Source organism: Halobellus inordinatus (assembly GCF_024464655.1).
Lineage (GTDB): Archaea > Halobacteriota > Halobacteria > Halobacteriales > Haloferacaceae > Haloquadratum > Haloquadratum inordinatus.
In genome coordinates this window covers 162,051-180,417 of sequence record NZ_JANHAV010000005.1, presented here as the reverse complement: position 1 = coordinate 180,417, position 18,367 = coordinate 162,051, and the positions used below count along the sequence as shown (strand labels likewise).

Annotated in this window: 24 protein-coding genes; 8 read left to right on the top strand and 16 right to left on the bottom strand. The window is 66.2% G+C overall.

Going from position 1 to position 18,367, the window contains the following annotated elements; all coding sequences use genetic code 11:
- Positions 1–139: 139 nt before the first annotated feature.
- On the top strand, positions 140–424 hold the full coding sequence (locus tag NO347_RS11240; protein WP_256289677.1) for a glycine zipper domain-containing protein: 285 nt from the start codon (positions 140–142) through the stop codon (positions 422–424).
- A 15-nt stretch (positions 425–439) separates the two neighbouring features.
- On the opposite strand, the gene NO347_RS11235 is transcribed toward NO347_RS11240, so the two are convergent.
- The 8 genes from NO347_RS11235 to NO347_RS11200 all read right to left on the bottom strand — a co-directional run bounded on the left by NO347_RS11235 (position 440) and on the right by NO347_RS11200 (position 6,511).
- On the bottom strand, positions 440–706 hold the full coding sequence (locus NO347_RS11235) for an elongation factor 1-beta (protein ID WP_256289676.1): 267 nt from the start codon (positions 704–706) through the stop codon (positions 440–442).
- Between the two features lie 3 nt (positions 707–709).
- A complete protein-coding gene (locus NO347_RS11230; protein WP_081927459.1) occupies positions 710–889 on the bottom strand; it encodes an HVO_2753 family zinc finger protein in 180 nt (59 codons plus the stop codon).
- 45 nt (positions 890–934) lie between these two features.
- On the bottom strand, positions 935–2,212 hold the full coding sequence (locus tag NO347_RS11225) for a tripartite tricarboxylate transporter permease (RefSeq protein ID WP_256289675.1): 1,278 nt from the start codon (positions 2,210–2,212) through the stop codon (positions 935–937).
- Between the two features lie 188 nt (positions 2,213–2,400).
- A complete protein-coding gene (rpl12p, locus tag NO347_RS11220) occupies positions 2,401–2,739 on the bottom strand; it encodes a 50S ribosomal protein P1 (RefSeq protein WP_256289674.1) in 339 nt (112 codons plus the stop codon).
- An 18-nt stretch (positions 2,740–2,757) separates the two neighbouring features.
- On the bottom strand, positions 2,758–3,810 hold the full coding sequence (locus NO347_RS11215; protein ID WP_256289673.1) for a 50S ribosomal protein L10: 1,053 nt from the start codon (positions 3,808–3,810) through the stop codon (positions 2,758–2,760).
- Positions 3,807–4,445 carry a 50S ribosomal protein L1 gene (locus tag NO347_RS11210; protein WP_121569377.1) on the bottom strand — a complete coding sequence of 213 codons (639 nt, stop codon included), beginning with the start codon at positions 4,443–4,445 and terminating at the stop codon, positions 3,807–3,809. Before NO347_RS11210 ends, NO347_RS11215 begins: the two co-directional genes overlap by 4 nt.
- A 398-nt stretch (positions 4,446–4,843) precedes the next feature.
- Positions 4,844–5,323, bottom strand: coding sequence for a 50S ribosomal protein L11 (locus NO347_RS11205; RefSeq protein ID WP_121569376.1), 480 nt, complete (start codon positions 5,321–5,323; stop codon positions 4,844–4,846).
- Positions 5,324–5,446: 123 nt separating this feature from the next.
- Positions 5,447–6,511: a M20/M25/M40 family metallo-hydrolase gene (locus NO347_RS11200; RefSeq protein ID WP_256289672.1), complete on the bottom strand. Its 1,065-nt coding sequence runs from the start codon at positions 6,509–6,511 to the stop codon at positions 5,447–5,449.
- Positions 6,512–6,616: 105 nt separating this feature from the next.
- On the opposite strand from NO347_RS11200, the gene NO347_RS11195 reads away from it, so the two are divergent.
- The 3 genes from NO347_RS11195 to NO347_RS11185 all read left to right on the top strand — a co-directional run bounded on the left by NO347_RS11195 (position 6,617) and on the right by NO347_RS11185 (position 8,915).
- Positions 6,617–6,913 carry a hypothetical protein gene (locus NO347_RS11195; RefSeq protein WP_256289671.1) on the top strand — a complete coding sequence of 99 codons (297 nt, stop codon included), beginning with the start codon at positions 6,617–6,619 and terminating at the stop codon, positions 6,911–6,913.
- Between the two features lie 194 nt (positions 6,914–7,107).
- Entirely contained in the window at positions 7,108–8,181 is a 1,074-nt protein-coding gene (gene mvk, locus NO347_RS11190) for a mevalonate kinase (RefSeq protein WP_256289670.1), read from the top strand.
- Complete coding sequence (locus NO347_RS11185) at positions 8,178–8,915, top strand: isopentenyl phosphate kinase (RefSeq protein ID WP_256289669.1); 738 nt, start codon at positions 8,178–8,180, stop codon at positions 8,913–8,915. Before mvk ends, NO347_RS11185 begins: the two co-directional genes overlap by 4 nt.
- Before the next feature lie 34 nt (positions 8,916–8,949).
- On the opposite strand, the gene NO347_RS11180 is transcribed toward NO347_RS11185, so the two are convergent.
- The 3 genes from NO347_RS11180 to NO347_RS11170 all read right to left on the bottom strand — a co-directional run bounded on the left by NO347_RS11180 (position 8,950) and on the right by NO347_RS11170 (position 10,107).
- Positions 8,950–9,357: a hypothetical protein gene (locus NO347_RS11180; RefSeq protein WP_256289668.1), complete on the bottom strand. Its 408-nt coding sequence runs from the start codon at positions 9,355–9,357 to the stop codon at positions 8,950–8,952.
- Positions 9,354–9,761: a hypothetical protein gene (locus NO347_RS11175; RefSeq protein ID WP_256289667.1), complete on the bottom strand. Its 408-nt coding sequence runs from the start codon at positions 9,759–9,761 to the stop codon at positions 9,354–9,356. The genes NO347_RS11180 and NO347_RS11175 overlap by 4 nt, the downstream gene beginning before the upstream one ends.
- Before the next feature lie 211 nt (positions 9,762–9,972).
- Positions 9,973–10,107: a hypothetical protein gene (locus NO347_RS11170; RefSeq protein ID WP_255410148.1), complete on the bottom strand. Its 135-nt coding sequence runs from the start codon at positions 10,105–10,107 to the stop codon at positions 9,973–9,975.
- A 159-nt stretch (positions 10,108–10,266) separates the two neighbouring features.
- On the opposite strand from NO347_RS11170, the gene NO347_RS11165 reads away from it, so the two are divergent.
- Entirely contained in the window at positions 10,267–11,187 is a 921-nt protein-coding gene (locus NO347_RS11165; protein ID WP_256289666.1) for a sodium:calcium antiporter, read from the top strand.
- A 171-nt stretch (positions 11,188–11,358) separates the two neighbouring features.
- Positions 11,359–12,693: a RimK family alpha-L-glutamate ligase gene (locus NO347_RS11160; protein WP_256289665.1), complete on the top strand. Its 1,335-nt coding sequence runs from the start codon at positions 11,359–11,361 to the stop codon at positions 12,691–12,693.
- Between the two features lie 93 nt (positions 12,694–12,786).
- Here NO347_RS11160 and NO347_RS11155 read toward each other — a convergent pair whose 3' ends face one another.
- From NO347_RS11155 to NO347_RS11140, 4 genes are all read right to left on the bottom strand, one after another.
- On the bottom strand, positions 12,787–13,587 hold the full coding sequence (locus tag NO347_RS11155) for an energy-coupling factor ABC transporter ATP-binding protein (RefSeq protein WP_305148868.1): 801 nt from the start codon (positions 13,585–13,587) through the stop codon (positions 12,787–12,789).
- Between the two features lie 68 nt (positions 13,588–13,655).
- Complete coding sequence (locus NO347_RS11150; protein WP_256289663.1) at positions 13,656–14,459, bottom strand: energy-coupling factor transporter transmembrane component T family protein; 804 nt, start codon at positions 14,457–14,459, stop codon at positions 13,656–13,658.
- 6 nt (positions 14,460–14,465) lie between these two features.
- Positions 14,466–14,789: a cobalamin transport operon protein gene (locus NO347_RS11145; RefSeq protein WP_256289662.1), complete on the bottom strand. Its 324-nt coding sequence runs from the start codon at positions 14,787–14,789 to the stop codon at positions 14,466–14,468.
- Entirely contained in the window at positions 14,789–15,466 is a 678-nt protein-coding gene (locus NO347_RS11140) for an energy-coupling factor ABC transporter permease (protein ID WP_256289661.1), read from the bottom strand. The genes NO347_RS11145 and NO347_RS11140 overlap by 1 nt, the downstream gene beginning before the upstream one ends.
- Positions 15,467–15,690: 224 nt before the next feature.
- On the opposite strand from NO347_RS11140, the gene NO347_RS11135 reads away from it, so the two are divergent.
- Both NO347_RS11135 and NO347_RS11130 read left to right on the top strand, forming a co-directional pair.
- Positions 15,691–16,803 carry a pyridoxal-phosphate-dependent aminotransferase family protein gene (locus NO347_RS11135; RefSeq protein WP_256289660.1) on the top strand — a complete coding sequence of 371 codons (1,113 nt, stop codon included), beginning with the start codon at positions 15,691–15,693 and terminating at the stop codon, positions 16,801–16,803.
- 77 nt (positions 16,804–16,880) lie between these two features.
- Entirely contained in the window at positions 16,881–17,291 is a 411-nt protein-coding gene (locus NO347_RS11130; RefSeq protein ID WP_256289659.1) for an SRPBCC family protein, read from the top strand.
- A gap of 182 nt (positions 17,292–17,473) precedes the next feature.
- Here NO347_RS11130 and NO347_RS11125 read toward each other — a convergent pair whose 3' ends face one another.
- Positions 17,474–18,208 (bottom strand): helix-turn-helix domain-containing protein, encoded by a 735-nt coding sequence (locus NO347_RS11125; RefSeq protein WP_256289658.1) that lies wholly within the window; start codon positions 18,206–18,208, stop codon positions 17,474–17,476.
- Between the last annotated feature and the right edge of the window lie 159 nt (positions 18,209–18,367).

Genomic DNA, 18,367 nt, shown 5'->3' with positions numbered 1-18,367 from the left:
AGTCAGTACTTTCGACGCGGTTATAAAACGCACGTTCCCGTCTCGTGAGCCCGCGCCGTTTCTGGGTCTATCGCACGGGCTTCTGTGAGGCTGGGAATCGCCGACAAAACCTAAAACGGAGGCCGTCGTAGTATCAGGTATGGCACAGCAATACGCATCAGGCGGTCAGCTTCCCGACGAGGTCGATGCCGCGCTAACCGATGGAGACGACGGATCGTCGCACAGTGACTCTAGTTCGCGTCTCGAACAGTTCGGGATGGGCGTCGCCGTGAGCATCCTCCTCGGAGCACTGCTCGGCGTCGCGGCCGTGGCGAGTCTCGACTTCGGTGCCGTCCCCCTGTTCGTGGCGCTGGGGCTGGGCTTTCTCGTCTCGCCAGTGGTCGGTGTTCTCTTCTTACAGCGATACGAGAGAAAGCAGGCGTAACCGCAGTCGCCGCTTTTAGATTCGGCCGACGTTCTCGACGGAGACGCTTTCGACGCCGTCGACGTCGGTGAACGCTTCTTCGACCGCTTCCGTTCCGCCGGCGTCGTCGGGAACGATCACGGTGGGGAGCAGCGCGACCAGCCCGAACGCGACGTCGTCGCGTTCGAAGCCGTTGATCTTCGCGCCCTCGGGGAGCGACTGTTCGAGTCGCTCCTGCAGTTCGTCGAGGTCGATTTCGGGGCTGTTCGGCATCACCTTGATCTTAGCGGCTACCTTTCCCATCGTTCAGGGTCCCATAAACCCACAGTCGGGGCATTCATAGAGGTTGCTCTGCTTTCGGCACTTCGCACACCGCGAGATCTCGTGGCCACAGTCCGGACAGTTGAACGTTGCCGCGCTCATGCCGGAGATGTTGATGCCACAGGACACGCACTGCCGGGCGTGTCGCTGCTCGGACTGGCTCATACACTACAGCACCCGTCCGCGACTTTTAACGGTTGTCTTTCCCGCTCATCCGAGTACGATCGGGCCGAGGAGCACGTTCATCAGGTGCACGCGTCGCGCGCCGACGCGCGGCGGTATCAATCCGACGAGCGCCGCGAGACAGAACACCGCGCCCCCGAGGACGCCACCGAACCCGAGCGCCAGCGCGACGAGCAGCCCGAGCACGGCGACGACGAGTGGCCGTCGCGGGAGCACGCGCACGAGACGGAGATACCGATCACCGAGAGTGACGAGGACCACAATCCCGAGGCTCGCGGCCAGCGCGATCACGAGCAGCATATCGAGGAGGCCGAACGGGACGCTCGCGGCTTCGCCCGTACTCGTCGCCGTCGTCCGCCCCGCCACGCCGAGCGAGGTGAGCGCGACGGTGACGCCGCTCCGCGGCGCGCCGAGGACGGCCAGCGACGCGACCGCGAATACAGCTGTCGCCGTATCGGCCCCGCTCGTGGCGACGACGTACGCCCGGTCCGAGCCGCGGCCCGCCGGCCCGCTCCCTCCGGAACCACCGAGGGCGAGGACTGCTGCGACACCCGCGGAGACGCCGGGGAGATATCCGACGAGCGCGCCCCCGCCGACGCCCGCGAGGCCGGCCCGGAGTGCTTCGAGCCGCGACAGTCCGAGCGTCACGCCGTCCTGTGGCGGGATCGACCCGTGCGCGTCCAGCGCGTCCAGTAGCACCGGCGCGCCGAACAATCCGCCGAACAGCGGAGCGAGCATCGACGCCGCTCCGTCGGGTGACAGCGGCCCCGACACGGGGAGATCGAGCGTCAGAAGTCCCAGTCCGGTTGCGAGTGCGACACAGAGGAGGGCACCCAGCCGACTCCGACGCGTCGGCTCGGCGAGGACGAGCAGCGCAGTGACGCCCGCGAGTAGCACTGGGAGGGCGGCGAGCAACCACTCGCGGCCGCCGGCGACGACGTGCGACAGCGGAAGCGCGACCCCGACAGCGACGAGGAGCGCGATACTGCTCCCGAGCGCGGAGAGCCGGATCGCCTCGCGGCCGCGACCGGCCAGCACGAGTCGATGTCCGGGGAGCGCTCCCGGTGCGGTCGCGGCGTCCGGGACGCCGAGCACAAGTCCGGGGACGACCGAGAGGAACGTGTGCACGACGCCGGCCGCGAGAACCGCCGCGCCGACGGCGGCCGGCGGTCCGTCGATGCTCGGTGCGACGCCGACGAGGACGAACGCGACGCTGTTGACGTGGAGTCCCGGGACGAGTCCGGTGAGCGCGCCGAGTCCCACGCCCAGACACGCGTACGCGAGTATCGTTGTCGGCGTCGCCATCGCGACGGAGTGGCCCCGGCCTCGTATTTGAACGTTCGTGTCGAGCGGGACGCTGATGGCGGGAGTCTGGAGACTGCGACGGAGCGCTGTCGCTCACGCGGGAGCGTCGAAAGAAATCGGATCGAAAGACGAGTCGGCGCGACGTCCGGATCGGACGGTCGGCGTCGTCGGCTTTGGGCGTGTCGGAATTAACCGAAGAGGTTGCCGAGACCCTCGCCGGAGGCCTCTTCGTCCTCTTCTTCTTCGTCGGCTGCTTCCTCGGCTTCCTCTTCGGCTTCTTCCTCTTCGTCGCCCTCGTCAGCGGCCGCGGGCTCGCCGCCAGCGGCGCCGCCCGTAGCGGGTGCGGGTGCGGCGGCGGCCGTCTCGACGGCCTCCTCGATGTCGACGTCCTCTAGTGCGGCGACGAGCGCCTTCACGCGGGACTCTTCGACGTCGACGCCAGCGGCGTCGAGAACTGCGGTGACGTTGTCTTCGTTGATCTCTTCGCCCGATTCGTTCAGGATGAGAGCTGCGTAAACGTATTCCATTGTCGTATACCTCGTGTGTTATCCGAACATCGCACCGAGTCCTTCGGCACCGTCGTCGTCATCGTCGTCGTCGGTGTCGTCGGCGTCGGCTTCTTGTTCGTCAGTGTCTTCGTCGGCCGATTCCTCTTCTGCGTCCGCTTCGGCCGCCTCCTCGGCAGCCGGTGCGGGCGCCTCGACCCCCCGGAGTTCCTCCGGGAGTGCCTCGTCGTCGTCGATCTGTGCCGCGAGCGTGCGGACCTGGGCGTCGGCTTTCGCGACGAGGTCAGGCAGCACGTCGGGGTCCTCGATGGCGGCGAAGAGCCCAAGGGCCTTCGCGTCGCCAGCGGCCTTCGCGAGTAGCGTCGGCGTGGACTGCGCCGTCGGGATCGTCGCGTTGACCGCGAGGTTCCGTGCGGCGGCAGCGGCGGACTCGATGTCCGCGCGGTACTCGTCGACGTCGATCGCGAGTTCGTCCGGCTCGAAGAGGACGCCTTCGGAGAAGACGCCGCGGAGGTCGAGACCGACCTCCTTCGGCTCGATACCGAGCTCGGAGAGCACGCCTTCGAGTTCTTCGGAGACGGGTTCGCCGGCTTCGAGGACTTTCGAGTCCTCGGTGACCTGGATCGAACCGTCCATAATGCGCGCGGCGGCGCCGACCTGCTGCAGCTCGCCCACGAACGGACCGGGGTCGACGCCCGTGTCACCCTCGGGGATGACGATGTCGTTGGGCGCGACTTCGCCGGCACTGATCGGTGCGGGCGTCTTCGACGCTTCGAGCTGTTTGTAGAGCCCGAACGGGTTGTCGTTGGTGCCGACGAGCGCCACCTGGCCCGAGACGTACTCGACGAGTTCTTCGAGGCCGTCGTCGACGTCTTCGAGCGCGCGAACAGCGAGCGTGTTGCGGCTCATCCGCAGTTCGGCGCTGCCGTGAAGGTCGCGCCGCATACTCTGTAGCTGGCGGCTCGGGATGCCGGCGACGTCGACGACGCCGACCGACTGGTAACGCTCGAGGAACTCGACGAGTTCGGCGACTTCCTCGCGCTTCCACTCGGGGATCGTCTCCGTTCGTCGGGCGGATGCGCTCTCGCTCATGCGGGCACCTCCACGGACGGTCCCATCGTCGTCTTCACGTACATCGAATCGATGTTGAGGGGACCCTTCTCGAGGTTCGCCTCCAGACGACGGATGATGACGTCGATGTTGTCCGCGATCTCCTCGGAGTCCATGTCCTGTGCACCCACGCGGGTGTGGAACGTCCGGCGATCGCGGGAGCGGAGTTGCACCGTGTTCTTCATTCGGTTCACTGTCTCGACGACGTCGTCGTCCGGCTGGAGCGGCGTCGGCATCTTACCGCGCGGACCGAGAACCGTCCCCAGGAAGCGGCCGATGTCCTGCATCATGCTGGCTTCGGCCACGAAGAAGTCGGTCTCGTCGGCGAGGTCTTTTGCCGCGTCGGTGTCGTCTCCGAGCTCTTCGAGGTCGTCGCCGTCCAGAACTTGGTCGGCGGCCTCCTCGGCTCGGAGAGCGGTTTCACCGCTCGCGAACACGACGATCTGTGTCTCCTGGCCCGTGCCGCTGGGCAGAACCACAGACTCGTCGACACGTTTCGACGGGTCGTTAAGGTCGAGATCGCGCAGATTAACGGCGAGGTCTACCGTCTCACGGAAGTTCCGTGGGGGTGCCTCGTCGAGTGCGCGAGAGACTGCGTCAACTATCGTATCTGCCATTATTCACCTCCGTAGTACGCAGGATTGCTCCTACGGGTCAGTGAAACAGGCGTCTGCCTGTCTCGTCGAATCGAACGGGAATGGCGGCCTTAAGTCCGTCGAAGCAGATCCCACGTACCGGCCGTTTTCGGGCGCGAAACCCCGTATTCGTGGGAATAGTCGACACGGTGAACCGCCTCGGGGTCAAGCCCCGAGGCACTCGCCTTGCTTTCTCTGTAGAACGCGGCCGCACCGGTTCCAATGCGGCGGTTGCCCGACGGTCCTGTGGCGACGGTCGGGCGTCGAGAGACGCGCCGCTCGCGACCGATCGAACCGCAGAGAGAAAGGCGTCCGCAGTGAGTGGGGTCACGGCGACAACGCACCGTGCCCGATTCCGTCGGGGGAGTCTGAACCGCGAGTTACTCGTCGGCGAAGACGTCGTCGTACTCGCCGTCTTCCATCCGCTCTTTGAACTCGCGCGGGTCGTTGCCCTCGATCGTGACGCCGAGGGAGGTACACGTACCGACGACCTCCTTCGCGGCGTTGAACGAGTCGTACGAGAGCAGGTCAGAGGACTTCTGCTCTGCGATCTTCTTCACCTGTTCGACGGTCAGATCGGCGACGAAGTTCTCCTGGGGTTCGCCCGATCCGGTCTCGAAGCCGGCCTCGTCCTTGACGAGTTCGGCCGTCGGCGGAACGCCGACAGAGATCGTAAAGGAGCCGTCGTCCTCGTACTCGACGGTGACGGGGACTTCCATCCCGTCGAACGCAGCCGTCTCGTCGTTGATCTGCTGGACGACGTCCTGCACGTTCACAGGGGTCGGTCCGAGTTCCGGACCGAGCGGCGGACCAGGGTTCGCCTCCCCGCCGGGAACGAGTACTTCGATAGTTCCAGCCATACCTCACAACACCCTGCGGCGACTTTTAACGGTTTTCTTTCGCCCGAACGGCCGTGTGAGGGTACGACACGCCGCTCGTTCTCCGCCCAGCGGACGATCGACCGTCCGTGCTCCCCGGACGGCTCACAGGTCGAGGCCGAACGGAGCGGCGTCGACGGCCGCGGCTGCCATCGCCCCGAGAAGTTCGCCGACGGCGTCGAGGTCTTCGGTGTCGACGACTTCGACGGGCGTGTGCATATAGCGGTTGGGGATCCCGACGTTCAGCGCGGGGATGCCGCTGCGAGCGGTGTAGAACGCGTCGGCGTCGGTCCCCGTTCGGGTCCCGGTCGCCTGAAGTTGCACGTCGATGTCGGCGTCTTCGGCGGCGTCGCGAGCGAGATCGACGAGCGACGGGTGGTTCGCGCTGCCGCGGGAGACGACCGGTCCCGCGCCGAGCTCGACGGGGCCGGTGCGTTTGCCCGGGATATCGGGGTTGTCGGTCGCGTGCGTCACGTCGACGGCGATAGCCGCGTCGGGGTCGAGGTCGAACCCGACCATCTTCGCCCCCTGGACGCCGACTTCCTCCTGGACCGTACTCACGGCGTAGACTGTCGCGTCGACGTCGGCTCCGGCGGCCGAGCGAAGCGCCTCGGCGGCGGCCCAGATCCCGACGCGGTTGTCCATTCCGCGCGCGGCGAGTCGCGTCCCGTGGAGCGGGCGGACGCGCGTTTCGACGGTCACTGGATCGCCGACTTCGACGAGGTCGTGCGCCTCGTCCTCGCCGTCGGCCCCGACGTCGACGAACTGCTCGTCGATGTCGTCGTACTCCTCGCCCTCGTAATCGCGCAGGTGGATCGCTGTCTGCCCAATGACGCCGGCGACGGGGGTCTCGGCGTGGACGGTGACGTGCTGGCCCTTCGACACCGTCCGATCTGCGCCCCCGATCGCGCCGATCCGGAGGAAGCCGTCCTCGGTGATGTCGCGGACGATGTAGCCGATCTCGTCGGCGTGGCCGGTGAACGCAATGGAGACGTCGGCGTCCTCGCTACCCTCGTGGACCGCGACGGCGTTGCCGTACTCGTCGGTCCAGACCTCGTCGGCGAACGGGCGCACGTAGTCGAGCCACACTCGCTGCCCGACCGCCTCGAATCCCGAGGGACTGGGCGTCGTCAGTAGGTCCGTCAGAAATGCGTGTTTATCGTCGTCCATAGGCCTGCTCCGATTGCCTGACACCTGAAACCACCGGCTCTCGGTCTCGCTCTCGGACCCATCCCCACAACGGTTATGCCTCGTGTCGGCGTATCGAAACGTGAGATGTCAGAGAGATCGTTCACGTTCTTCGAGATTCATCTGCACGACGGCCTCAGCTTCGAGGCGACGAACACCGCACCCGCGATCGGCGGTTCCACTGACGACGAGGGCAGCGCGTCGTCTGACAGCGACGCGAACGAGGACGCGACCGACGAATCGAGCGGGATGTGCCCGACCTCCGGCGGTCGCCTGCTCGGTGCGCTAGTCGCGGTCGGTTTCCTCGTCGCGCTCGCCGCCGCAGCGAAATACCTCCGCGGAGACGCCGAGGTGACCGAACTCGACGACTTCGTCGAGGAGTAACCGATCTGTCGGTTCCGTTCTTACTGTCGGCTCCGCTCCTACCGTTGGCTCCGTTCCTGCTGTTGGTTCCGTTCCTGCTGTTGGTTCCGTTCCTGCTGTGACTCTGTTCCGGCTGTCGGATTCTCTACCACCATCGGATGCGTCGCTCGCTTCCGGTCGGATAGCTTAAGCGGGACCCCCGGTATTCCTCCCCTATGATCGTCTCCAGCGCCCCCGGGAAGGTCTATCTCTTCGGGGAGCACGCGGTCGTCTACGGCGAACCGGCGGTCCCCTGCGCGATCGAGCGCCGGGCCACAGTCACCGTCGATGCCCGCACGGACGACCACATCCGAGTCGAAGCGCGAGATCTGAGTCTCGACGGCTTCACCGTCGAGTACGCCGGCGACACCGGCTACCGACCCGATGTCGACGTTCCGGAAGGGCTCGTCGACGCCGCGGTGGGCTACGTCGACGCCGCCGTCGAACAGGCCCGTGACGCCGCAGACGCACCCGACGCCGGCTTCGACATCACCGTCGAGAGCGAGATTCCGCTCGGCGCGGGGCTCGGCTCCTCGGCGGCCGTCGTCGTCGCCGGCATCGACGCCGCGACGCGGGAGCTCGGCGTCGAGCTCGCGCCCGAGGAACTGGCCGACCGCGCCTACCGCGCGGAGTACGACGTCCAGGACGGCCAGGCCTCGCGCGCGGACACGTTCTGTTCGGCGATGGGCGGAGCCGTGCGCGTCGAGGGCGACGACTGCCGACAGATCGACACGCCGAACCTCCCGTTCGTCGTCGGCTTCGACGGCGGCGCGGGAGACACCGGCGAACTCGTCGCGGGCGTCCGGACGCTCCGCGAGGAGTACGATTTCGCGGCCGACACCGTCGAGAGCATCGGCGACATCGTCCGCACCGGCGAGTCGATGCTCGCCGACGCCGACCCCGAATCCGAACCCACCGACGAACTGCTCTCCGAACTCGGCCGGCTGATGAACTTCGATCACGGGCTGCTCGAAGCGCTCGGCGTCTCCTCGCGCACGCTCGACAATATGGTCTGGGCCGCCCGCGAGGCCGGGGCCCACGGCGCAAAGCTCACCGGCGCGGGCGGCGGCGGCTGTATCGTCGCGCTCGACGAGACGCCGGAGACGCGGACAGCGCTGCGCTACACCGCCGAGTGCCGCGACGCGTTCCGGGCCGAACTGGACCGCGAGGGCGTCCGCGTAGAGGAGTTGGGGCCGGACGCGAGCGCGCGCTCCGATGCGGAGCCGAACGCGGAGGGTGAGCGCCGGTGACGGTCGTCCTCAAACTCGGCGGGAGCGTCGTCACCGACAAGGAGACGCCCGAGACCGTCGACGACGCAGCTCTCGACGCGGCGGTCGAGACGATCGCCGCGGCCGACGTCTCCCGGCTCGCTCTCGTCCACGGCGGCGGGAGCTTCGGCCACCACCAGGCGGAGAAACACGGCGTCAGCCTCTCGGAGGGGAGCCACGACGCCGCGGGCGTGTGGGCGATCCACGACGCGATGCGTCGCCTGAACGACGAAGTCATCCGGCGGTTGCAGGACGCCGGCGTCCCGGCGCTGCCGGTCCACCCGTTCTCCGTCGGGGCACGCGACGCCGACGCCGACCTCGTATTTCCGCTCGATTCCTCGGCGACGATGCTCGACGAGGGGTTCGTTCCCGTCCTCCACGGCGACGTCATCGCGCAGGCGGACGCGGGCGCGACGATCATCAGCGGCGACGAACTGGTCACACGGCTCGCGAACGGCCTCGACGCCGACCGCGTCGGGCTCTGTTCGACCGTGCCCGGCGTCTACGACGACGACGGCGAAGTCATCCCCGAAATCACGGCTTTCGACGATGTCGCGGACGCGCTCGGCGGCTCCGAGTCGACGGACGTGACGGGTGGGATGGCCGCAAAAGTCCGTGCGCTCCTCGAACTCGGGGCGCCGGCGCACGTGTTCGGCCCCGACGCCCTGGAGACGTTCTTGGCCGGCGACGCCGCTGGAACCGTCATCAGCGGATAGCGCCGCGCGGCTACGGAGAAGAATCGGGAGTCTGTCAGGCCCCGGGAACGCCCAGGGCCGACACGGCGCTGATGCCGAGCAGTTCCAGGGCCGCGAGCGTGACGACCGCGGCGGCCCAGGCGGCCGCGCCGGTCACGCCCGCCTTGACCCAGCCGCCCGGGTAGCGCCAGCGGATGACGCTGACCCAGCCCGCGAGCGCGAGCAGCGAGCCGACAAGCGGGATCCAGGCGAGCAGCGCCCAGACGACTGCACCAAGGAGCGCCGTGAGGATGGCGTGTTCGAACGTCAGGCTGGCCGTCCGCCGCCGAGAGACGACGTGTTCGGCCGCGACGTGGATCGCCGCCCCGCCGATGAGGAGACTCACGGCGAAGACGACGAGCCCTTCGAGGGGATCGAATCCGCCGGCCAGCGGCGGGGGCCCGGCGTACTGGAGAGCGATCATCGGTATCGAGATTCGTCAGCGGGGTGTTCAGCGGCTGTGTCATCGCTGCTCGGACTGTCGATAGCCTGGCCGAGCGGCTCACCGAGCGTCCCGGCCAGCGACTGGCGGATCAGCGAATGGATCTGCGCGACGCGGTCCGGGACCGGGTCGGGGAGGTCCGCGCGGGGACCGTCCCCCGACGCGGCGTTCGCGTCGTGAGGTGTTTCCGACGCGATTTCTGGTCGGTCGGCCGCTCGGTCAGCGGCTGCTGTATCGGCTCCGTGGGTGGCTTCGCCGTGTGCGTCGGCGGCGCCGTTCGTCGAACCGGCTGCGTCGGTCGGCGCTGCACCGGGCACAGCCACGGCCGCTCCCGTGGTGAGCATCAGTGCTGCGAGACCGATCGCGACGATCGTCTGGAGTTTCATCGGTGGTGCCTCCGGTCCGCTCTCGGTGCGGATGGCATATCAATGGTGAAAACGGTGCGTGCGGATTTCAGCAGCTCCGGACCCGTTTCATCCCGATTAAGTCCGCTTTCTCCGGTTTTGCAGTCGGCGCCCTCTCCCCACCGGGAAACGGCGGGGACGAGTCACAGCGAAGCGTAGCGCGCAGACCTGACGCAGCGCGCCGGGCTGTCGGTCACTCCTGCAGTTTGCGCCACTCCCGGTCGATGAATGCCTTACAGGAGCGTGCGGCATCGCTCTCCGGGCTCGGCAGTTCGCCCTCCTCGAGCGCGTCGTCGTCCCCACCGCTGGACTGCTGTGGCCCCGCCATATTCGCTTGTTTGATCTATTCGTGTTTTACTCTCACTTCGGTTCTTGTTTTCTTGGAAGCAGCCCCCACCTCGTAGCACCGTCCCCGTCTCGGAGGACCAGCGTCCGTCGCCGTCGGCGCCCACCTTTTACTCGGATCGGAGCGTCTGTCCGATATCGGATGCTCCTCGAAGTCGCCGGATTTCTCGCCGGCCTGGCGCTCCTGTTAGTCGGTGCCGACCGCACCATCGACGCGGCCGCGGAGTTGGCACTGTACTACGGGGTGCCGGCCTTCTTCATCGGCGTCACCGTCATTTCGATCGGGACGTCGATCCCCGAGATGACCACTTCGATCTACGCGTCGGTCTACGGCGCCGGCGACCTCCTCGTCGGGAACATCGTCGGGTCAGAGACGGCGCAGATCACGCTCGCGATCGGCGTCGTCGCCTTCATCGCCCGGATCGAAGCCGAGCGACGGAACGTCCTCGTCTACGGCGGCGCGATGATTCTCGCGATGGTGATCATGATCCTCGTTCTCGAAGACGGGGAGATAATCCGCTCGGAGGGGGCGCTGATGATGCTCGCGTACGTCGCGTTCCTCCACGACCTCTACTCGAACGAAGGCGGCGGCGAAGTAACGAAAGAAGTCGCCGAAGAGCAGACACCTCCACAGCGGGCGATTCCCTGGATCGTCGCCGGGATCGCGCTGGTAGTCGTCGGCGGGTATCTGATGGTGACGAACGGGATCGCCATCGCTCGACTCCTCGGCATCCCCGAATTTCTCGTCGGCCTCCTGACTGGTCTCGGAACCACCGCGCCCGAAATCGCCGTCGCCGGACTCGCGGCCAGGCGCGGCGAGGCCGGCATCTCGGTCGGTTCTCTTCTAGGAAGTAACATCACTGATCCGGTATTCTCGCTGGGCATCGGCGCGCTCGTCGCCGACGTGGCGGTCACCAACTCACAGACCGTGTTCGTCTCGACCGGGTATATGCTGGCCGTCTCGTTGGCCGTCCTCGGGCTGATGTACTGGCAGCGCGGCATCGACCGGCGAGGTGCGGCCGTGTGCGTGCTGCTGTATCTTCCCTCGTTCGTGCTCTTCTGAGACTGGGGCGGATGCGTCGCCGTTCTCGACCGCCAGCGTCCGGTAATCCGGCCGTATTCGTTCTCGGACCGTGAGAAATATCCGCATAACAATTGCGCTCGTGACGGTACGGTCCGCCCCGGAGCGTGCCAACGATGGACGAAATCATCCGATACGCGGAGAGACCTACTGATGAGTGAGACGCCGGTCCGCGTCGGCGTCTTGAGCCTCCACAACAGCAAGGAGACGAAAGCGATTCTGAACGCCGTCGAGGCGCTCGGCCACGACACCGAGTGGCTCCGATCCGAGAATACGGTCGTGCGGCTCGGCGGCGACGAGGCGACGCTCGATCCCGACGTCGACGTGGTCGTCAATCGACTCCTCCTCTCGAATACGGATCAGCCTGCGGAGGAACTCGGGCTAGCGCGGACGCTAGCGGGCGTGCGACCGATGCTGAATACTCCGGATGCGACGGCGCAGGCGGTGCACAAGACCGCCGCCGCAGTCGAACTGATCAACCAGGGGCTTCCGGTTCCGCGCACCGCACTGGCGCTCAGCAACGACCGGCTCAACGAACTCCGCGGGGAGTTCGGGGAGGAGGCGGTCTACAAGACAGCCATCGGGACGCACGGCGGCGGCGCGTGGAAGGTGAAGACTAGCGATCCGCTGACAGCCCGCGTCGGGAAGCGACGGGCGTTTCTGCAGGAGTTCGTCGGTCGGGACGACGAACCCCCGCACGATCTTCGGGTGTACGTCGTCGCCGACGAGGTGATCGGCGCGATGTGCCGCTACGCCGCCGACAGCGACTGGCGCACGAACGTCGCCCGCGGCGGGAGCATCGAGGACGTGACAGAATCCGTTCCAGCGGAGGTCTTAGAACTCGCTCGGCAAGCAGCGGCGGCGATCGACCTCGACTACGCCGGCGTCGATCTCATCGAGGGCGACGACGGCTGGTACATTCTGGAAGTGAACCCGACGGCCGGCTTCAAAGGCTTCTACCGGGCGACGGGGCGCAGTCCGGCCCCGTACATCGCTCGGCAGGCGATCGAACACGCCGGCGCTTCGGTCGACCTCGAGCGGGTAGAGAGCCTCTCGTCGACGCTCGACGACTCGGTGCCCGCCTGTAAACCGGCGCCGGTGTCAGTCTCTCCCGAGGAAGCGATCACGATCGGCTTCACCGAACAGGTGGTCGTCAGCGGGACCAGCGGACGGAAGACGGTCGTAGCCAAGTCTGACTCCGGAGCGTCCAGAACGAGCATCGATCTGCGGCTCGCCGCGGACATCGGTGCGGGCCCGATCCATACTGTCTCGCGCGTGCGCTCGGGGAGTTCGAAGCAGTCCAAGACGCGGCCGGTCGTTGACCTCGTCGTCGGGATCGGCGGCGAGCAGTACACCGTCGCCGCGAACATCGAAGACCGGACGCATATGACGCATCCGCTTCTCCTGGGGCGCGACATCCTGAAGAACTACCGCCTCGACGTGAGCCGGCGCGTCGAGGACCACGCGGAAGTGTCCGGCGAGGAGTAGTCCCGACAGGGTCATACTGTCGGACAGCAGTTCGCGAATCATATCGGCACCCACAGGGTACCGATGCGCCTCACATCGTTCTGTCCGACAGTATCAGACGTCCGTCCCGTCGGCGACTGTGCGGGCGGTTCGATCGGTCGTCGACGCGTCCGCGATGGCGGCGGCGAGTTCGCTCTCGGTGACCGGCCGTTCGGACGTGTCGAGGCCCGCCGACCGGGCGACGCGGACTGGACTCGGAGGGTGGAGGTTCGCCGTCGCAAGCAGTTCGTCGTCGTAGAACACCTCTCGCGGTGTCCCACAGCCGACGATGTTGCCGTCGGCCATCACGCAGACGCGGTCTGCCACCTCGGCCGCGAAGTCGAGATCGTGCGTCGAGAGCACGACGCTGACGCCGTCCCTATGGACCTGTTCGATATGTCTGGCGACCAGCCGAGAGCGTTCGGGATCCAACCCCGCGAGCGGTTCGTCGAGGACGATCACGCTCGGCTGCAGCGCCAGCACGCCGGCCAGCCCCACGAGCCGTTTTTCGCCGCCGCTCAGGTAGTGCGGAATCCGGTCTTCGAGGTGGCCAGCGTCGACCGCATCGAGCGCGTCGCGAGCGCGTTCGATCGCTTCCTCGCCCGAGACGCCGTAGTTCTGGAGCCCGAACAGCACGTCGTCGCGGACGGTCGGCGCGACGAGTTGGGCGTCTGCGTCCTGGAAGACGAAGCCGACCGTCTTCCGGGCGCGTCGCTCGTCGCCGTTGGCGACGGGCGTTCCCTCGATCACGAGTTCGCCTTCGTCGGGGACGAGCGTCGCGTTCAGATGCTCGAGCAACGTCGACTTCCCCGCGCCGTTCCCGCCGAGTAGCGCGACGACCTCGTCGGGGTAGACGCTGAACTCGACGTCGTGCATTCCGACTGTTCCGTCCGGGTACGTGTGCGCTTCACATCGCAGATCGACGAGGGGCGTCTCCGCGCGGTTCACAGCACCACCCCCGTCGTGATCGCGGCGTACCCGAGCACGGCGGCGTAGGAACCGCCGACCAGAAGGGTTTCGTGGACCGGCGGCCGCGGCACGTCGCCGTACAGCGTCAGGTCGCCGTCGTACCCGCGGGCTTCCATCGACTTGACGAGCCGTTCGGCCCGCTCGATGGCCGACAGCATCGTCATTCCGAGAATGCGTGCGTAGAGGCGCTTGTTCGACCAGAACTCCGAGAGGTTCCCGCCGCGGGCCACAGCGGCTTTCACCAGGTCTTCGAGCGTCTCGATCATCACGAACGTGAACCGGTAGGTGAGCAGCGCGACTTGGTCGACCGGCCGCGGAAGGACCCGCCCCAAGACGTAGGCGACGTCGGAGTACCGGGTCGTCATCGCGGCCGCCAGCGTGAACGTGACGACGGTCAGCGACCGGAAGCCGAGTTCGAGAAACAATACGAGACCGGCGACCGTCACCGAAACGTCGCCGAGCGGCGTCGCGAGCGCGCCACCGATCGGCGTGCCCGGTTCGAGGAACGCCAGCGGGCCCGCCACGGAGACGATAAAGAGCATCGGGACCGTGTACCAGCGCAGCAACCGCCCGGCCGGGAGCCCCGCCGTGACGTACACGAGAAGGACGACGGCGTAGAGGCCTGCAAGCACTGCGGCCCGGTCGACCACCGTCACGGCGAGCACGAGCGCGCCGACGACGCCGAGTTTCGTCCAGGGGTTGACGTGGTGAAGCGGCCCGTCGCGGCGCTCGGCGTAGGCCGTGACGAGTCGCGGGTCCGGCACGTGATTCGAGAGCATCTTCGGTTACCGCCCCGTCCGTTTTGCGTCTTCGAGGCCGCGGTATCGGTCGGCGTAGACGTACAGTCCGACGCCGACGAGCGCGAAGAGAGCCGCGACGGCGAGGAACTCGACGACCAGACCACCGTTCCGGATCGGGCCGGCGACGACGACCCCGCGTCCGAGGTCGACGAGCCCGCCGCCGCCCTCCTGAATACCGCGCTGCAGCGTCGTCGCCGACCGCTTGGCCCACGGAACCGCGCCGCCGGTGGCAGCGAAACCCCACAGCCCCGCGGCGAAAAACACCGCCAGGAGGCCGAGCAGGCTGCCGTACTGCGTCCAGCGCTTCATCAGGCCGTCACCTCCGAGGCGTCGCGGCCGAGGCGGTCGACGAGGCCGACGAGGTCGGGGCGGACCGACGCGAGGAACTGTACGACGAACCCGGTCAAGAGCCCCTCGACGACGGCGACGCCCAGATTCAGCCCGACCAATCCGGCGACAGCGACCGTGAGGTCAGCGCGGGGGAGGGCACTCCCGTTGACGCCGCTGACGACGATGATCGCCCCCATCAACACCGCGCCGGCCGAGAGACCGAGCGTCGCCGCCCCCGTGCTCGCGGGGAAGACGTCCCAGTCCAATCCGACCAGCGTGCGGAACGCGTAGTAGGCCACGACGGCCTCCGACGCGTTGACGAGCGTGTTTGCGCCCAACAATCCGACGGCCCCGTGTCCGAGCGCCGCCGAGAAGATGTTCACCACGAGCGCGATCAGAGCGCCGAGGAGCGGCCCGGCGAGGATGCCGACGAGGCCGGTGAGGTTCATATGGATCCCGCCCCACACTGGGATGTTCAGCTGAAAGACCGCGAAACTCGCCGCGCCGGCGATGCCGGCGAGCGCGATCTGGCGGGTCTCGATACCGCCTTTCCGAATGCGGTAGACGACCACGCCGATGAGCCCGGTACCGATGAGTGTCCAGAGAGCGAGCGCCCAGAGCGGGAACGAACCTTCGCCGAGGTGAATGTGTGCCATCGAGTAATAAATCTATGACACAAAATAATAAATTTGGCTATTCGATATTTTCTTGTTATTAATATTGCTCGCGGTACAGCAGCAGGCGAGGGCAACTCATCAGCCGTCAGATCCCAACCGGCCCCGCACAGGTAGCCACGCCAGAAGCACCGCCGTCCATCCCAGTGGGGAATCAAAAGTACCATGACCTCCCGCTGCGCAGTTGACCGTAGCTAGGTGATTCCGTGACCCAGAAACGCGAATACAAAGACGACTATCCGGACAAGACGCTGTACATCCCGGGGCCGACTGAGGTACGCGGGGACGTCATCGAGGAGATGTGCCAGCCGATGTTCGGTCACCGAATGGACCGGATGACGGACCTGTACACGACGATCGTCGAGGACACGAAGGACTTCCTCGGCACCGACAACGACGTGATGATCCTCACGGCGTCGGGGACGGAGTTCTGGGAGGCGTCCACGCTGAACCTCGTCGACGAGAACATACTCGTGCCGACTTGCGGGAGTTTCAGCGAGCGCCACGCCAACGTGGCCGAGCGGCTCGGCAAGAACGTCGACCGCCTCGAATACGAGTGGGGGCAGGCGGTCAAACCCGAAGACGTGCGAGCGGCGATCGAAGAGAGTGACAAACACTACGACGTCGTCGCGTGCGTGATGAACGAGAGTTCGACCGGCGTCCGGAACCCCATCGAGGAGATCGGTGACGTCGTCGCCGAGTACCCCGACACCTACTTCGTGGTCGACGCGGTGTCGTCGCTGGGCGGCGACTACGTCGACATCGACGAACACAACATCGACGTCATCTTCGCCTCGACGCAGAAGGCGTTCGCGATGCCGCCGGGACTGGCCGTCTGCGTCGTCAGCGACGACGCCTACGAGCGCGAACTCGAGAAGGACGAGGCGTCGTGGTACGGCGGCTTCCAGCGCGCGCTCGATTACTACGATCGGAAAGGTCAGACGCACTCCACGCCGGCGATCCCGATAATGCTGGCGTACCGCAAGCAGATGAAGTATATGCTCGAAGAGGGTCACGAGGGGCGCTCGGACCGTCACCGGGAGATGGCCGAGTACACGCGCGAGTGGGCGCACGAACACTTCGATATGTTCCCCGAGACGGGCTATGAGTCCCAGACGGTGGCCTGCATCGAGAACACGCAGGGCATCGACGTCGCCGGGACGATCGACGCCGTCTCCGAGCAGTACGATATGGTCTTCTCGAACGGCTACGGCTCGACCCTCGGCGAGAAGACGTTCCGCATCGGTCATATGGGCGAACACGACCTCGAGTCGATCAAGGCCCTGACGGACGCCATCGAAGACGTCGCCGACATCTAATCGAACGGCGAGCCACTTCTCGACAACCACCGTGCGCCGCCGTGAGTGTTATTCACACGGCAGTCGTCTGTCACACTGTGACGACGCACCGCGAGATCGCGGAGACGCCGGACGGCCGCCGACTGATCGTCTCCCGGCAGATCGACGCCGCACCCGATCGCGTGTGGGACCTGTTCATCGACACCCAGCAGTGGCCGCGGTGGGGGCCGTCGATAACTGCCGTCGAGTGTCGGGACCGTCGGATCAGCGAGGGGACGACCGGCCGCATTCGAACTGTCGGCGGCCTCCGGGTCTCGTTCGTCGTCACCTCCTGTGCCGACCACCGCTGGACCTGGCGCGTCGCCGGCATTCCGGCGACGGGGCATCGCGTCGAGAGAGTAGATGGGGGCTGCTGCGCCGCCTTCGAGATCCCGTTGCTCGCAGCCCCGTACGCGGCGGTCTGCCGGCGGGCGCTGCGGAATATCGACGCACTCGCGACCACTTCCTGAGCGGCGCCGACTCCAGCGTTTGGATGCGGGTCGGTGGATTCTGTCTGCCTGAAACGTGCTCGATACCAATGCGTCCAGTCACACGAGACAACAGGTCTGTCTCGGGATCGTCGAGGACGCCGTTACAACCCTCACGATCGCCCCGGACGGAGTACCGATACCGTCCGTATGAAACGGCTTGGTCAGTCTGCTCGCTGCTCGGGCTGTCGGTTCCGTTCTATCTCTAATGGGTCTCCCGTTGACGTCGCCGTAACCAGTCGCAAAAACTGTCCGGCGTTCGTGAGAATCTTGTTCTCCGCTTTCCGGAGGTGTTCTTCGTACGTCGAGCGCGCGACGGCCGTCTGCTTTGCCAGCGCTCGGAGCGACGTCTTCCGGGGCTGCTCGTAATACCCGCTCTCTAACGCCAACCGCAACGCCGCCATCTGTCGGTCGGTCACGTCTTCGAACAACTGATCGACCGGGGCGAGCATACTGTGGGGAATCTGCTGTTCCGTGATCGCCGTCTTCGAGAGCACCTCGATGTCGCGATCGGCTTCCAGATCCTGCAGGAGTGCGCGGACGTCGCTCTCGTCGAATGCGATCACCGAGTAGTGCTCCCAGCCCTGGTGGTGAACCGTCGGTGGCTGATACAGGGTGTTGTACTTCTCGAACCGTTCGATGATCGAGTCTTCGAGCGAGCAGAGACAAGACTGGGTGACGACGTGAAGGCCCGATTCGTCGACCGACCTGTGCAGAACCGTTCCGAGGTCGCCTATTTCGTCGAGGAGTTCGTCCGCCGGCGTTCCTGGCGACGTGAGTTCGACTACCTGACAGTCACTCAGATACCACTCACGGATGGTGAGATCCGGGTGATGCTCCGAAATTTCGCGATACGGACACTCGTGTTTGACCCGAAACGAAGCCTCGTACAGACTCATTGTGTTGTCTCTGTGCTAAGATAAATTAACAGTACCGGCTATGTCCGGCAGTACCTATATCCCAATATGTCTCATACGGGTGTATACTGATGCCGGAACGCAGCCCTGATCGAGTCAGTAACGAATTACCGGACGCCAACGGAGAGCAGCGCGCCGTGA